The sequence below is a fragment of the Spirosoma pomorum genome (assembly GCF_054776615.1).
In genome coordinates this window covers 13,452-28,623 of sequence record NZ_BAAHBP010000023.1, presented here as the reverse complement: position 1 = coordinate 28,623, position 15,172 = coordinate 13,452, and the positions used below count along the sequence as shown (strand labels likewise).

Here is a 15,172-nt window from a genome sequence, read left to right as displayed (position 1 = left end):
CTAGTTTATTCACGTGTATTACTGCTGTTGAAGGACAGCGAAGTACTGTTTAACGGCCGTCGCAGCCGCGTTGTTTTTTCGCAAAGTAGCGGGAGCCAACCGATCGCGCAAGTCTTCGTACAGGCGCATCACCTCCACCAGACTGTTTAATAGCGAGTTACGATCTGGCGTGGCTACGGTTTTTTTAAGATTGGTCAGATCATCCGCTAGAACTGTCGTTTCCACACGCCGTACACCCCGCGGCAGGTTCCCGTTCTTCAAATGCGTCAGGGGACCAATAACCACATTTCGCACGAAGGCAATGAAATCAAGCGCTTCAAAATATTCTCCCCGTCCAACTTTGAGTAGTGTATAATGCATCCAGATCCAGGAACGATCTTCCGTGTTCTGGTAATCGAAAGCCGGATACTGCGCTGTTGACTGACGTAGTACATCACTCAATTGATGATCACGTTCCCAAAGGATAACTGGCTCCTCGACCCGGTGATAAAACTCTTCCAGCGTCAGAAACTTGATATCGACGTGCAGCAAGGGGTCCGCGTAGAGGGCGATTAGCAACCGGATTTCACCAACGTGATCGCCCCGGAACGAAGCCAGCATGTCTCCGAATCGGGCGGCACAGGCGCGCATCGATTCAAGGTCAGGGGCAATGGACCGGGCAGTGACCAGCACTAGATCAAGATCGGAATAGGCGTCCATCTCTCCGGTTATCCAGGAGCCACCGGCCGCCAGACCAATTGATTCCGCATCCTGCTGAACACTATGAATCGCCTTCTCGATGAATGGTTGAAAGGATTGTAAACCTGCCTGCATGACTCGTTGCGATTAGTAAATTACCGCAGAACGGCCCTGCTCTTCGATTAGTTCGCCGAATCGTTCATTTGATCGGTATTACAATTCCAACCCCGGCCGGAGTCACTTCCAGCAGTTGTTGCGCCTGTTTATCCCCTCGATTTTTGAAAATGAAGTAGTTCACCAAGTCGAATGCCAGCAGGAAACTTCCCTGGACGAGCACCGATTTACCGTAGCCCCGTAGCTGATCGGCTTTGTCAGGATGCGTTTTGGCCCGCTCCAGCAAATAAGCGCCACCGACCAGATACGCTACGTCCAGCCCCGTATTGAGCAGCAGCACCTGCTTCATGTTTTCGTGCTGCCGCACAGCCTGACTCAGGGTTTCACCTCCGGCGTTCTGCTTGCGCGACCCCAGTAGACCCAGCCCGGCAATGCCCAGATTGACCAGGTTCCAGTAGACGTTCATCTGGTGGAAATACTTGGCCTCGCCAGAGGTTTGACCCGCGCCAACGGCCCCAACGGCAATGTTCGCCAGCGCATAGCCGCCCAGTGCCAGCCCCAGCGTTTTTTGATGGCGGATGCGCTGTTCGCTAAAGGCCTGCAATTCCGGGCTGGGTGTTACGCGCTGCGCCGAAGCGGATGCCCCCAGTAAAACCGATCCGGCCGCCAGTGCCAGTTGTCGAAGTCTGTTCATCGTTTCTGTTTCTGCTATGAACGCGAATCCCCGTTTGTTGTTTGGTTGAATAGCAACGCGTGCCCGGCGGGATCGTTGACATTCATTAACTCGCGGACATCTGGCACCGTCAGGAGGTGTATCTCGTTCGTACGTAATAACTTCCGGGGTGACTGCTCCCCCTGCGCCACCGCCTTTTGTATGACCGGCCAGAACGCGGGTTCGTAAATACCCAACAGCGGCTCGGGCAATTGACCATCCGAGTCATAAAAAACGGTGGCCAGCTTCGCCGGATTTCTTCCTTCGATTAAAACATTCAGCGAACGATTCGTCAGTAGCGGCATATCACAAGCAACTACCAGCCAGGCGGCATCGGGCTCCTGCCGAAAAGCCGACAAAATTCCGTTCAGGGGCGTTGGTACATCAAATGCATCAACAATGAGCGGCTGCGTTGTTTGAGATAAAGTCACGGCCTGATCGGCGTTTACCGACCAGAACACCTGCTGACAGTAAGGCAGTAACAGCTCCGTCAGGTGTTCGCGCTGGGGTTTATTGTGGTAGGTCAGCAGCGACTTGTCCTGCCCCATGCGCGTGCTACGTCCCCCGGCTAGCACCAGGCCATTGAGCTTAGTCACGTTTGAAATCACGTTTGCCACCGGTTTTCTCCATCAGCTTCGTTTCCCGAATGACAATGTCGTGCGAGAGGGCTTTACACATGTCATAGATCGTCAACGCAGCGACCGACGCTCCCACCAACGCTTCCATCTCTACCCCGGTTTTTCCCTCCGTCGATACGGTGCAATCAACCACAGCCTCATCACCGTCGGTTGTAATCGTGATAGAACAATTATCCAGGCCCAGTGAATGACAAAGCGGAATCAGATCATCGGTTCGTTTCGCGGCCATCGTCCCAGCAATGATTGCCGTCTGAAACACGGGCCCCTTTTTAGTCTGGATGTCAGTCCCTGTCAGGTGCTGCATGATATCAGCGCCCAGCCCAACGCGGGATTGCGCCCGGGCCGTCCGTCGGGAACTAACTTTAGCGCCTACGTCAACCATGCCGGGATTCCCGTCGGGCGTAATGTGAGATAAGGTATTCATCGGGTATGTTTATTTGGGCAGGATGCCGTTTTTTGTAATTGTCTTTGCTCTTCTCCAACAAAGTTAATCGCAGTATTCATATGCTTCCCGTTGCCGATGCCTTTGCCCTGACCCAGCAACACCTGCTGACCTTACCAACCGAGACCGTTTCTATTGACGAGGCTAACGGCCGTGTCCTGCGCGAAGCGGTGCTGGCGGATCGCGATTTTCCGCCCTTCGACCGGGTGGCGATGGATGGCATTGCCATTCGTTACGCGGATTATCAGGATGGGCTACGTGAGGTCGGGCCACGTAAGGACGGGCAACGCATATTCCAGATCGCAGGTACTCAGTTTGCCGGGCAGCCTCAGCAAACGCTATCTGATGAAAACACGTGCCTGGAAGTCATGACGGGCTCGATGCTGCCGCAGGGAGCCGACACCATTATCCGTTACGAAGACGTAACAATAGCCGACGGGCAGGCAACAATTAAGATCGAGGACGTAACAAAGGGGCAGCATCTACATTTTCGGGCCACCGACCGCCGGGCAGGTGATACGTTACTGCCAGTTGGGACCCGGTTAAGTCCTGCCGAACTGGCCGTAGCCGCTTCCGTTGGTCAGGCGACACTCACGGTAACCACTCAGCCCCGCGTAGCACTGATTTCAACGGGCGACGAATTGGTTGACGTTACCGACAAACCCCTGCCCTACCAGATTCGTCGGTCGAATACGTACATGCTCCGGGCGGCTCTGGCTTCGCTGGGCATCCAAGCGACGTTGCATCATATCGTTGACAATGAAACAACCATGACCGATCGACTGGCTGCCCTGCTGGCCGACAACGACGTCCTGATTTTGAGCGGGGGTGTTTCGGCCGGGAAAGCCGATTTTGTACCAAGTGTACTAGCCCAGCTGGGCGTTCAGCAACAGTTTCACCAGATCAAGCAGCGTCCTGGCAAACCACTCTGGTTTGGTACTACAGCCGACAAAACGGTTTTTGGTTTACCGGGTAACCCCGTATCGACGGTACTGTGTGCGTACCGATACGTACTGCCTTATCTGAAAGCTTGCCTGGGAATTCCAACACTGCCAGTGCGATACGCCCAATTGGCCCAGTCCGTTACGTTCCAGCCACCAGTCACGTATTTTGTTCCGGTGCGGCTCGAATCGGCATCCGATGGTCGGTTGCTAGCGCATCCGTTACCCGGCTCCGGCTCAGCCGATTTTGCCAACCTGCTTGATGCCGACGCGTTCATGGAATTGCCCGCCAGCCAATCCACCTTCGAGAGCGGCTCCGCCTTTCCGATCTGGTCGACGCGGGGTTAGTCCTTACTTTAGCACCGGTTTCCGGACTGGGGCCACGTGGGTTGTCCCCGAGATCTGACGGGTGTGCTTCGGCGCTGGCTTCTTTTTACGTTTACCCCACCAGACCAAAAATCCGGTGACGGGCAACGTAGCGGTCAGCAGGGCAACGATCAGCGCTATGAGTTTCGTTGGCCAGCCGAACAGGCTACCGGTATGAACGGGAAAAATTAACCGACGAGCCTTAAAGCCCTTCGTTTCCTGATCATACAGCCGCTGGCTGATTAAGTGAGTCGTTCGGGCGTCGAAATACAGGAAATCGACAATGTTACTGATAGCAGCCTCGTCGTTCGCTTTGGACACCGTGATTGCCTGATCTTTCTTTTCGGGGAATGTAATCAGCACTTTTCCCGAGTGCGGTAATTGGCGGTTCGTCTGAGCGTAGATATTTTCCAGCGGATACGCCTGGTGCGCACCAGGACGAGATAGGTTAGCCGGTGCTTCCCGTTTTTGCTGGGGTTTTCCGTCGAGCGCGTAGAAGAGCAGGTTATTGACCCACTTGTAACTCCAGACCAGCCCGGTTAGGGCAATCAGAAACACGAAAGGAAGGACGTAAAAACCCAGTACGGCGTGCAAGTCCCAGTTGAGTCGCTTAAAAGACGCATCCCATTTAACCCGGAACCGCTGCGCCCTATTTTTTCGGTTTGGCCACCACATAACCAGCCCCGATACCATAATAATCAGGAATGCACTACACGACAGGCCCGTGATGATCTTACCCGTGTCGCCCAGACACAGGTAGCGGTGCAGCCGCAAGACCACTGAGAAAAAGGCGTCTTCCTCCTGCCGCGAATCAACGACGTTTCCCGTGTACGGATTAAGCGCTACGGCCAGGATGTCCTTTGGTTTCTTGCTCTGGCGAAACTCGACAACAACGGTTCGATCTGGACTTGGCTCGACAGTGATTCGGCTGATTTCCTTCTTGCCAACCTGTTGCGTCGCTGTTTGGACTAACTGATCTATGGGTACCCGACGCTGATCATCAGGTACCGACACCGTATGAAAACCGGAATCGATTAGTGGCTCCAGCTCGTGCTCGAAAACGAGGAGCGAGCCGGTTAGGGCCACAATAAAAACGACCAGGCCAGAAGCCAGGCCCAGCCACAAATGCAGCTGGGCCAGAACAGATTTGACAGTTAGTTTCACCAGATCAGTTGATTACATTCGTTTGCGGTATGCTTAAAACACGTAGGAGACGGTTGCCATGAAGTTTCGGGGAGCGCCCGGAAACAACCGCAGATAATCGTAGCCGCCTACCCAATACGTCTTGTTTGCCAGGTTGTTGAGGTTAACTTGGAACTGAAACTTCTCTATTTTATAATATACAGCCGCGTTGAGGAGCGTATAGCCCGGAATCGTCTGCGCGTTGTTGAGCGATAGGTTACGTTCTGTTACAAAGTTGCCCCCCAGGCCGACGCCTAATCCATTGAGCGTCGGCGAAACGAAGGTATACTTTGTCCAGAAGCTTCCCTGCTGCTTAGGGGCGTTGGGTTTTTGTAGGTTAACCAATACCTGATCGGCGGCCCGGACTCCCCCATCCGTGATTTTCGCGTCATTGTAACTGTACGCAACAATGATATTCCAGTTTGGCAGGATGCTACCCGTAGCGTCCACTTCCACACCTTTCGCCTGTTCCTGCCCGATCTGCCGCATCAGGTTTGGATTATCGGCGGCATTCGCTGAATAAAGCGTGTTGCGCTGAATGATATTGTACACAGCCAAATTGGCGGTCAGCCGACCGTTGAACCACTCCGTTTTCAGACCAGCTTCGGTCAGACTGCTCTCGATAGGATCAAAGGGGCCTCCCGACATTGGGTCGCTCTGCACCGTCGCATCCTGCGGGTTATATCCTTTGGTATAGGTACCGTAGACGTTAATGTTGTTCGTCAGCGTATAGACCGCGCCAATCCGGGGCAGTAGCGCGTGTTGAATGACGTTTGTTTCATTGTTGGTGGTGTAGCCCTTCTTGTCAACGTAGGTGTCGTACCGCAGGCCAAGCAACAGCTGCAATCGATCGAATTTAGCCTGCTCCTGTAGATAGAGGCCATGCAACTGATACATCACCGGCGTGGTAGACGCATTCGCGACAACGTTATACGTGTACTTCGTCGGGTCTTCCAGCTGGTTGTTCTGAAGGGCTAGGTCGTAGGACGGTACGTTGGGCTTGGGAATACTGCGTACTATCCCATTTGGCGCGGTGTAATTGTAGAATACGTATCGTTCGGGGGTTTTAGGGTTATACGCAGCGGCTCCGCCCGCTTTGAGCAAATACCCGTTGGCCGTTTGCTGTCCCGATCCTTTGGGTGTCGACGACTGGATGTAGTCGTAACCCGCCACAAATTTGTGTTCCACCCGCCCCGTCGCAAAATTATGATTCAGGAACAGAGACACGTTATCCATGAACGACTTGGTCTGCCGGACAAACACCTGCCGGGCAACCAGATTGTCGATAGCCCGTCCGGCCGAATCAATGGCGTTGACGTTGCTGCTCCGGTGTTCGAGCAGATTTTCGGTGTAGCCCGTACGCAGATAAGCCAGGTTAATCGCCGTGTTATTGCCTATCTGATGGTTAAAGGAGGTCGTGATCAGGTAGGTTTCTTCGTTCAGGTAGTCGTTAATGGCATTGAGTGACGTAGCAATCGAGCTAGAATACAGATTATTTCCAGCAACCGACTGGCCCCGGTCGAGCCGACTGTCGGACTTGTTATAAACGAGGTCAAAGTTGATCCGGGTGCGACTGGTCGGCAGGAATGATACTGATGGTGCAATGACGATGTTCTTGTCAAACTGTAGGTTCCGGAACGACTGCGCGTTGAAGTAACCCACGTTGATCCGGTACAGCAACGTTTTTTCCTCGTTCATCGGTCCGGTGAAATCCGCCAGCGCCCGTACCGTATTGAAGCTACCCGTTGTAAACTGCAACGATTTTTGCGGGGTCGTCAACGGTTTCTTCGTTACCCGGTTGATGGTCCCTCCCGGCGAGGTATTCCCGTACAGCGCCGAAGCGGCTCCTTTCACCACTTCGACCCGTTCCAGGTAATTGACGGGCGGCTGCTTCCAGAAGCCCGAAAACGTGCGTAATCCGTTGAACAACTGCGTTGTGCTGCCGCCGTTCATCCGGAAACCCCGAATGGTCAGATCGTCGTAGAACGTAAACTGGTTAACCCCACTCATATTTTTAACCACGTCGCCTACCGTAAAGGCTGCCTGGTCGCGAATCAGCTCTTTCGTTACGTAGGCAACCGCCTGGGGTACTTCCTTCAACGGCGTTGCAGTCTTGCTGGCAATGAATGACTGATCATTCTTGTAGGTCGTTTCGCGTCGCCCAATAATCTCAACGGTCTGGAGTTGCTGAGTAGTCTCACGCAAAGTCAACTCCAGTGTCAGAGTGGCATTATCCGTTACGGTGGCCGAACGCTCGCTTGCCTGATAGCCAACGCCCGACACAACAAGCTGGTATTTTCCGGCCGCTAAGCCTGACAGAAAGAACTCGCCGGAAGCATTCGTCATGCCCCCCCGAGTGGTTCCTTTTATTGCAATGTGGATGGACTCAAGGGGGTCCCCGGCCTCGTTTGTTACGTATCCTTTTATGCCGCCCGTTTGCGCTAATGAGCACAAACTGACCAATATACATAGTATTGTAAACGGTAACCTCATAAACTAGCTTCGCTTCAGGTGGTAGTAAATCGACGCAAAGTTGCCCTTATTTAGATTAATTTCAAATAATTAAGTCAAAGAATCATGTCTATCGGACACGTTTGCTATCTATACTTATCCTTACTGCTCCACTTTTTCTAATTTGCGGACCAACCCTTATTCGTTCCTACCCGCTATGTCCCTTATCATTTCTGACCCCGTTTCGGATGCGGAGCGCACCTACGCGCTTGACTTACTCCGTGAATCGCGTCAACGTCTGCACCAGCTTTTGACGGACGTTTCTCCCGTGCAGGCAACGTTTAAGCCCGGCCCAGACCGCTGGTCGATTGCCGAGTGCGTCGAACACATTACGTTAGTCGAGACGGGATTTATGAAGGTGCTGCAAACCAGCCTCAATGAGCCAGCCGACTCAACCAGACGGAGCGAGATTCGGGTTTCGGATGTAGATGTCCTGAAAGCCGTGCGTAGTCGAGCCATTCCGATTACAGCGCCCAGCTTTGCGGTACCAACCGGACGTTTTGCGAGCGTCGAAGTTGCCCTGGAAGCCTTCGATAACCAGCGCGAAAATGCTATTCACTTTTTGCAAACGGAGTCGGGCGATTTGCGGGCTCATTACTTCCTTCACCGCCAGTTAGGGACAATGGATCTTTACCAGACGGTCTTGCTCATGGCAGCCCACGTTTTCCGTCACTGCAAGCAGATTGACGAGGTCAAAACATCCGAGGGGTTCCCCGAAGCGTGATCAAAAAATAAGTCCCCATCAACGGAGTTTTATTGACTCCGCCGATGGGGACTTATGATGACGAAATGGGAAAATTAGCGCTGAGTTATGGCTGTTTTTCGGTCGGCCAGGTAAGTACTCATCTCGCTTAACGTCAGCGCGTTGAAGGTCATAGCCTTGGTTAGACCACCTTTCCGTCCAATCGCTACGCCATAATGCATGTCCAGCAAGCCCGCAAAATTATGCGCATCAGGGTTAATGCTGAGCATAACGCCCTGCTGCATGGCATAATCAATCCAGCGCCAGTCGATGTCAAGGCGATACGGACTAGCGTTGATTTCAATGATGACTTTGTGTTCGGCGCAGGCGTCAATAATGGCCCGGTGATCAATGGGATAGCCTTCGCGAGCCAGCAGCAACCGCCCGGTGGGGTGCCCTAGAATGGTGGTGTACGGATTCTCGATGGCTCGCAGCAACCGCGTCGTGGCTTTTTCCAGCGACATGGTCAGGGTCTGGTGCACGGAAGCCACGACGTAATCAAACGTAGCCAGCGTTACGTCATCGTAATCCAGTGACCCATCGCCCAGAATATCCGATTCGATTCCTTTGAAAATGCGGAAGCTGTCTCCGAAGCCCGCGTTAAGCCGGTCGATTTCCTGCTGTTGCTGCCGAACCCGATCTACATCCAGCCCATTGGCGTAACTAGCGGTCTTTGAATGATCAGCAATGCCAAAATAGGTCAGGCCCAGCTCGCGGCAATAAGCAGCCATGGCCTCGACCGATTGTTTGCCATCCGACCAGGTGCTGTGGTTGTGCAGTGTCCCCCGCAAATCGTCCCAGGTTACCAGTTCGTCTATCTGGTGACGGCTGGCCCACCGGAAAGCAAAATCATCTTCCCGCATTTCCGGAATAATGTAAGGTAATCCTGCCCGCTGATAGATTCCCGTTTCCGTCGCGTCCGGACTGCTATAGGCCGCTTCGAGCAGAGAAATTCCACCAGCGCCCACCTGCTTTAAATGCGCATCAGCCGCCGTATGGATGAACAACTGCCGGTCCATCTGATCGGCAGGATAAAACAGCAATTCGAGGATTACGTCCAATCCTTCCAGATGGCCCCGCCAGGCAAAGGGCGATGATATCAGCGTGTCCTGTACGAAGTTGGGCAACCCGTTCAGCGTCAACATGGCCGATACCGGATCGCTGGTTTGAATGAGAAACTGTACCGTGTCGACCTCCTGCGCCTTCCGCCGAACTTGTCCACTGATTTCTACGCGCTCAAAATGCTTGATCAGCTCCGTATGCAGCACATCGGCGTACATGGCCGCCATGTCCATGCGCACCTTACCCTGCTGCTCCTGCATAAATTCCAGCGCAGTTAGAATTTTCTCCTGCGTGTTCGCACCGAAGCCTTTTATTTTGGCTATTTCGCCGTTTTCACCCGCTCGCTTCAGATCGCTTAGGTTATCGATACCCAGTTCGTGCCAGAGCGTCCGGACTTTCTTAACGCCCAGTCCTTTGATCCGGAACATGTCCAGCACCCCGGCTGGCGTTATGGCCAGCAGGTCATCCAGGTCGCTGAGATGTCCTATATCAATCATTTCCCGAATTTTTCCGGCAACGGCTTTACCTACCCCCGGTAACTTAACGAGCTCCTCGGCCGTGAGTTCGCTCAGGTCTTCGGTCGATTTATCCAGATTGAATGCTGCCGTCTGGAACGCCCGTGTCCGGAACTCGTCACGTTCGTGCAGCTCCATGAGCCGGGCCGTCTGTTCCAGCAGATCAACAATGTCAGAATTGGTCATGTATTACGTAACGTTTATCCTGCAAATTAGGCAATCAACCTGATTCTTTCGAGTCAACCAGTCGGGAGCTTTTATTCGACCGGGGTCTCTATTCTCATTTACGGCAACACTTTTTCGTATCGTTCGTATAAGTAGCGAGGATGTAACCAAACTGAGTACGGCTCTTTTATCCAACCGGTATGACGACGATTTTGCATTCATCGGTTAGCGTGACGCACCTGATGGCTGCGTTGCTGGCCATGCTTACAGGTACCTACATTTTATTTGCTCCGAAAGGCACACCAGCTCACCGACTCATTGGTCGAACTTACGTAGTCAGTATGGTCTTGCTGTTGGTAACCGCCTTTCGTATCTACTACCTCTTTGGTCGTTTTGGCATTATTCACTGGGGAGCCGTGGGGAGCGTTGTTACGTTATTGGTCGGTGTGGGAGCCATTGGCTTACGGGCCCACCTGTCGTCGTGGCTTCAGTGGCACTACATTGGTATGGGCGCTTCCGTCACAGGGCTGTATGCGGCTTTCGTCGTCGAAAGCACGTATCGCCTGTTTTCGCCCGTCTATTTTTGGTGGGTAACAATCGGAACAGCCAATATCGTCTTCGTGATTGGCGTCGTCTTACTGTATCACCATTACCCTTCCGGGGGTTCGCTAATCAGCCAGCCGTTACGTAAAAGATTTCATCGGAAAAACCGGGTGGTTGACGCGGTAGATCAGGCCATTTGTCGGAAAGCCGTTTCGGTCCATGACTAAGTACGCTACCTTTCGATCCTATTAACCAACAAGGCAAGATCAACTTCACTCTTAGATACATCGTCGTTATGGACACTCAACACAATCCCGACTTATGGAAACAAGCCAAAGAACGCGTTGGCTTCCGTATGCATCTGCGCACCTACCTAATCATCACCATCGGGCTATGGCTAATCTGGGCCGTTACGTTGTTTGCCCTTCCATTCCGTCCCCGGTTTTACTTCCCCTGGCCTTTGTTCCCTACCCTCGGATGGGGCATCGGGCTGGTGTCGCACTACCTGAGTGTGTACCGGCGGGATAACCAACGAAACATGGTCGAAGAAGAATACCAGAAACTGCTGGCCCAACAGTAAACAGGTCGTTACGTAAAAGCGGTCGGGTGTTCGACAAAACCAGTTTGAGTTTTGTCGAACACCCGACCGCTTTTTTATTCTCGGGCTATACTGCTACCGGAGCTTTAATGGCCGGATAGGGATTGTAATTCTCCAGCGTAAAATCGTCGTATTTAAAGTCAAAAACCGATTTTACATCGGGATTCAGGCGCATCGTCGGTAGCGGACGGGGTTCCCGGCCCAGCTGCGTTTCGACCTGTTCGAGGTGGTTCAGATAGAGGTGCGTATCACCACCCGTCCAGATGAACTCGTGGGCTTCGTATCCGCATTCCTGGGCAATCATCATGGTCAGCAACGCATACGAAGCAATGTTGAACGGCACACCCAAAAACACATCGGCGCTACGTTGGTAAAGCTGGCAGGAGAGCTTACCGTCGGCAACGTAAAACTGAAATAGCGCGTGACAGGGCGGCAGGGCCATTCCTGGTACGTCGGCGGGATTCCAGGCCGATACCATCATCCGGCGTGAGTCGGGCGAATTTTTGAGTTGTTTCAACACGTCACTCAGTTGATCGATCGTCCGGCCGTCCGTTGCCTCCCAGCTCCGCCACTGCTTGCCGTATACCGGTCCCAGATCACCGTTTTCGTCCGCCCACTCATCCCAGATCGACACACCATTGTCTTTCAGGTATTTGATATTGGTGTCACCTTTTATAAACCACAGTAACTCGTGAATAATCGATCGGGTATGTACTTTTTTGGTGGTCAACAAAGGGAAACCGTCCTGTAGATTGAACCGCATCTGGTAACCAAATACGCTGATGGTTCCGGTGCCCGTCCGGTCGGTTTTTCGGGTACCATTGGCCAGAATATGACGGAGTAAGTCGTGGTATTGCTGCATAACTGATAAATAGCGTTCTGTCTGCGCCATTGGCCGTGCGAGCCGAAGAAACAGAAAAGCAAAGAAACGAAAAAGGCGCCGGACGGGCGCCTTCTAGTAAATTTTTTTCCGGTCGGCTCACGCCAGTTCGAAGGAGTACGTAATCTCCGCCGACGGCCGGAACTGCGCCGTTGCCGAGCAGTATTTCTCCATCGACAGATCGACGGCCCGTTTCACTTTCTCGGGATTTAGATCACCTTTGAGGTGGTACGTAATATGAATTTTCTGGAACGGAGCGGGCGTAGCGTCTTTTTCCCGCAGGCCGTCTACCGTCATCCTGAAATCCTCAATAACTTGTTTCTGTTTTTGCAGAATCAGCACTACATCTATTCCCGAACAGCCCGCCAGGCCCATCAATAACATCTCCATGGGCCGGGCACCGGCGTTATGTCCACCGATGTCAGTGGCAGCGTCCATATGCTGGGTTACACCCGATGCACCAACGGCTTCAAAGTGGAAAGCATCGTCTACGCGAACCAGTTCGATTCGCATTGTTTTGTAGTCTTTAGCCGAGTCAGTTGGCTGTAAATCAAGCATCAGCTTTTGTGTTTATCGGATATACTTGCTATTTTCACTCACTCAAATTAACCAAGACCATGTCCGAGAAATTCACCGAAGACCTCTTTGATCTTAAAAATGATCGACGGCTCAGCGTTTATCTATACCGGGCTGGTTTTGGCTGCTGGCTGCTCTACATTGTGTCGGGCGCCCGTTTTATGCAGTCGGTCAGCCTCTACCGAACAGATTTCGGGGTGTTCTCGTTCTTCCTGATGGTACTGGGTCTGTCGGCCTCAATGATCTACGATTATTACCATCAGCCTTCGGAGTTTGAACAAAAGAAAAAATGGCTGGCGTTCAGTTACTTCGTGCTGGCTGTACTCATCTACGTATTCATTCTGCATAAGGAGCCGATTAGTCTGGGCGAGTTCTTTCCGCTTAAACTCTGGTAGGCTCTGATCTTCACAAATTCCGGATATATTTCTGCCCGCCCAGATAACGCATCTGACGGCTGATCTGCCGGGTTCGACGCTGGATATAGCTGGATGGCTTAGCAATCGAAAACAAGCGGGGATTGGGGAGAACGGCCGCAATCCGAGCTGCTTCGGTACGGGTCATTGAGGCCGCCGAGTGATTGTAATACCGCTGCGATGCCGCTTCGGCGCCAAAGGTCATCGACCCCATTTCGGCTACGTTCAGGTACACTTCCAGAATCCGCTCCTTACCCCAGATCAACTCGATCAGCACGGTGAAGTACACTTCCAGCCCCTTTCGCAGGTAACTGCGCCCGTTCCAGAGAAAGACGTTTTTGGCTACCTGCTGCGAAATAGTACTGGCCCCCCGTGGCCGTTTCCGGGTGCGGTTGTCTTTGATTGCGTCCTGAATCTCATCGAAGTCAAAGCCCCAGTGTTTGGGAAAATCCTGATCTTCCGAGGCCACAACGGCCAGCGCGACTTCCTTACTGATCTTATCGTACGATCGCCAGTTTTTATAGACGTGACTACTTTCGTCCGTTCCGAACGTATCCACCCAGCGGGACACAATCAGGGGCGTTACCCAGACTGGTACGTATTTGAGCACGACTACGTAGCTAACCGAGGAGATGAACAACCATAGGAACACTTTGAGAACAACCCAATAGGCCCGCTCCAGTGTGGGTCGCTGACGAATGTACTGGCGGATTTTTTGCCAGTGCGACGCTTTTCGCCCCGTTTTCTGCAGCCGCTGCGTCACCGTATGCGAAACTTTCGGGCGGGGTTGTTGCGGAGGCTGGTTACGAAACGTATTGGCAGGTCGCTGCGGATTCATACAAACGAATTTAGGACGCGAAAATGAGGTATTTTATCCTAAACTAACAAATCCGACGATTAGTACAGTAAGACTACCAAGCGGTTTCTTTCACGTCATTCCTCAATAAACAGCGTCGCTGCCACGCGGTCGGCAAACAGTTTGCCCGCTTCGGTCAGCCGCAGTTGATCCTTGTCCCGCATCAGCCAGCCCGCATCGTAGACTTCGGCCAGATCACGGGCCTGCTGTTTGGCAAAGTCAGCGCCTAATAACGCTGTCAACTCCGTGAGCGAGCAGCCCCACTTTGTCCGTAGCCCCGTTAGCAGATACTCGTTTACCTGGTCGGCGGTAGTCAGTTGCTCCACCGTTACGGGTAGTTGCCCTTGCTGGATAGCCGCAACGTAACGGGCGTTATTAGCGATGTTGTACTGCCGGCTAGTCCCGTTATACGAGTGCGCACTCGGCCCAATACCCAGATACGGTTTGCGCTGCCAGTACGCCGTATTGTGCCGGGCGTAGTGACCAGGTTTGGCAAAGTTGGATATTTCGTAATGCTCGTAACCATGATCCGTCAGCGCCTTCACTAGTTCTTCAAACTGCTCGGCAGCCAGATTTTCATCGGCTGGTTGTAGTTTCCCTTTTTGCTGCCACCGGCCAAACGCTGTATCGGGTTCAATGGTCAGGGCGTAGGCTGACAGGTGCGGTACGTCCAGCGCCAGCACGTTGTACAAGTCAGCCGACCAACGTTCGGAACTGCGATTCGGGATTCCGTAGATCAGATCCACACTCATGTTCTCGAAACCTGCTTCCCGCGCCTGCCAGACGCAAGTTTCGGCCTCTGTAGCGGTATGTGCCCGGTTCATCCAGCGGAGCGTTTCTTCGTCAAACGTTTGAATGCCAATGCTCAATCGGTTAACGTATTGACGTAACGTAGCCAGTTTCGATCGGCCCTCGGCAGGGCGTCCCACGGTGGCCTTGTCGTTCAAATCGTCGGGGTTGGCTTCGAGCGTAATTTCAGCAGTGGGCGAAACGGTGAAGTGCGTATGAATCGTTTCAAACAGACGCTCCAGCTCAGATTCCGTCAGCAGCGATGGCGTTCCTCCACCGAAATAAATCGTTTCCAGCGTTTTACCGGGCAGATAGTCCTGCTGCAACGCCATTTCAGCGCAGAGGGCATCAACCAGCGCCGACTTCTGACTCAGATTGGTGCTGAAATGAAAATCGCAGTAGTGACAGGCCTGGCGGCAAAAGGGGATGTGAAGATAAAGATGCATCTA

16 protein-coding genes are annotated in these 15,172 nt (G+C 52.9%); 5 read left to right on the top strand and 11 right to left on the bottom strand.

Annotated features, from left to right (window positions below):
• Positions 1-18: 18 nt before the first annotated feature.
• The 4 genes from ACYVAD_RS12890 to moaC form a co-directional block, all read right to left on the bottom strand.
• The gene (locus tag ACYVAD_RS12890) at positions 19-813 is read right to left on the bottom strand and encodes a nucleotidyltransferase domain-containing protein (protein ID WP_461139905.1); all 795 of its coding nucleotides are present in this window, start codon (positions 811-813) and stop codon (positions 19-21) included.
• A 64-nt stretch (positions 814-877) separates the two neighbouring features.
• Complete coding sequence (locus tag ACYVAD_RS12885; protein ID WP_461139904.1) at positions 878-1,486, bottom strand: DUF6992 family protein; 609 nt, start codon at positions 1,484-1,486, stop codon at positions 878-880.
• Positions 1,487-1,500: 14 nt separating this feature from the next.
• Positions 1,501-2,112 carry an NTP transferase domain-containing protein gene (locus ACYVAD_RS12880; protein ID WP_461139903.1) on the bottom strand — a complete coding sequence of 204 codons (612 nt, stop codon included), beginning with the start codon at positions 2,110-2,112 and terminating at the stop codon, positions 1,501-1,503.
• Entirely contained in the window at positions 2,093-2,566 is a 474-nt protein-coding gene (gene moaC / locus ACYVAD_RS12875; protein ID WP_461139902.1) for a cyclic pyranopterin monophosphate synthase MoaC, read from the bottom strand. Before moaC ends, ACYVAD_RS12880 begins: the two co-directional genes overlap by 20 nt.
• A gap of 80 nt (positions 2,567-2,646) precedes the next feature.
• Between moaC and ACYVAD_RS12870 the strand changes: the two genes are divergently transcribed.
• On the top strand, positions 2,647-3,873 hold the full coding sequence (locus tag ACYVAD_RS12870; RefSeq protein ID WP_461139901.1) for a molybdopterin molybdotransferase MoeA: 1,227 nt from the start codon (positions 2,647-2,649) through the stop codon (positions 3,871-3,873).
• Positions 3,874-3,876: 3 nt separating this feature from the next.
• Here the strand turns inward: ACYVAD_RS12870 and ACYVAD_RS12865 are convergent, their stop codons facing one another.
• Positions 3,877-5,055: a PepSY-associated TM helix domain-containing protein gene (locus ACYVAD_RS12865; RefSeq protein WP_461139900.1), complete on the bottom strand. Its 1,179-nt coding sequence runs from the start codon at positions 5,053-5,055 to the stop codon at positions 3,877-3,879.
• A gap of 33 nt (positions 5,056-5,088) precedes the next feature.
• Positions 5,089-7,566, bottom strand: a complete 2,478-nt coding sequence (locus tag ACYVAD_RS12860) for a TonB-dependent siderophore receptor (RefSeq protein ID WP_461139899.1) — start codon at positions 7,564-7,566, stop codon at positions 5,089-5,091.
• 175 nt (positions 7,567-7,741) lie between these two features.
• On the opposite strand from ACYVAD_RS12860, the gene ACYVAD_RS12855 reads away from it, so the two are divergent.
• Positions 7,742-8,308, top strand: coding sequence for a DinB family protein (locus ACYVAD_RS12855; RefSeq protein WP_461139898.1), 567 nt, complete (start codon positions 7,742-7,744; stop codon positions 8,306-8,308).
• A gap of 74 nt (positions 8,309-8,382) precedes the next feature.
• On the opposite strand, the gene ACYVAD_RS12850 is transcribed toward ACYVAD_RS12855, so the two are convergent.
• Complete coding sequence (locus tag ACYVAD_RS12850) at positions 8,383-10,089, bottom strand: helix-hairpin-helix domain-containing protein (RefSeq protein ID WP_461139897.1); 1,707 nt, start codon at positions 10,087-10,089, stop codon at positions 8,383-8,385.
• Positions 10,090-10,268: 179 nt separating this feature from the next.
• On the opposite strand from ACYVAD_RS12850, the gene ACYVAD_RS12845 reads away from it, so the two are divergent.
• The gene (locus tag ACYVAD_RS12845) at positions 10,269-10,838 is read left to right on the top strand and encodes a DUF2306 domain-containing protein (RefSeq protein ID WP_461139896.1); all 570 of its coding nucleotides are present in this window, start codon (positions 10,269-10,271) and stop codon (positions 10,836-10,838) included.
• Between the two features lie 68 nt (positions 10,839-10,906).
• Positions 10,907-11,191, top strand: a complete 285-nt coding sequence (locus ACYVAD_RS12840) for a 2TM domain-containing protein (RefSeq protein WP_461139895.1) — start codon at positions 10,907-10,909, stop codon at positions 11,189-11,191.
• Between the two features lie 85 nt (positions 11,192-11,276).
• Here the strand turns inward: ACYVAD_RS12840 and ACYVAD_RS12835 are convergent, their stop codons facing one another.
• Together ACYVAD_RS12835 and ACYVAD_RS12830 are read right to left on the bottom strand one after the other, a co-directional pair.
• Positions 11,277-12,071 carry a thymidylate synthase gene (locus ACYVAD_RS12835; RefSeq protein WP_461140036.1) on the bottom strand — a complete coding sequence of 265 codons (795 nt, stop codon included), beginning with the start codon at positions 12,069-12,071 and terminating at the stop codon, positions 11,277-11,279.
• A gap of 117 nt (positions 12,072-12,188) precedes the next feature.
• Positions 12,189-12,647, bottom strand: a complete 459-nt coding sequence (locus ACYVAD_RS12830) for an OsmC family protein (RefSeq protein ID WP_461139894.1) — start codon at positions 12,645-12,647, stop codon at positions 12,189-12,191.
• Positions 12,648-12,706: 59 nt separating this feature from the next.
• Between ACYVAD_RS12830 and ACYVAD_RS12825 the strand changes: the two genes are divergently transcribed.
• Positions 12,707-13,060: a hypothetical protein gene (locus ACYVAD_RS12825; RefSeq protein WP_461139893.1), complete on the top strand. Its 354-nt coding sequence runs from the start codon at positions 12,707-12,709 to the stop codon at positions 13,058-13,060.
• 10 nt (positions 13,061-13,070) lie between these two features.
• Here the strand turns inward: ACYVAD_RS12825 and mtgA are convergent, their stop codons facing one another.
• Positions 13,071-13,916 carry a monofunctional biosynthetic peptidoglycan transglycosylase gene (gene mtgA, locus ACYVAD_RS12820; protein ID WP_461139892.1) on the bottom strand — a complete coding sequence of 282 codons (846 nt, stop codon included), beginning with the start codon at positions 13,914-13,916 and terminating at the stop codon, positions 13,071-13,073.
• Positions 13,917-14,011: 95 nt separating this feature from the next.
• Positions 14,012-15,169: a radical SAM family heme chaperone HemW gene (gene hemW / locus ACYVAD_RS12815; protein ID WP_461139891.1), complete on the bottom strand. Its 1,158-nt coding sequence runs from the start codon at positions 15,167-15,169 to the stop codon at positions 14,012-14,014.
• Between the last annotated feature and the right edge of the window lie 3 nt (positions 15,170-15,172).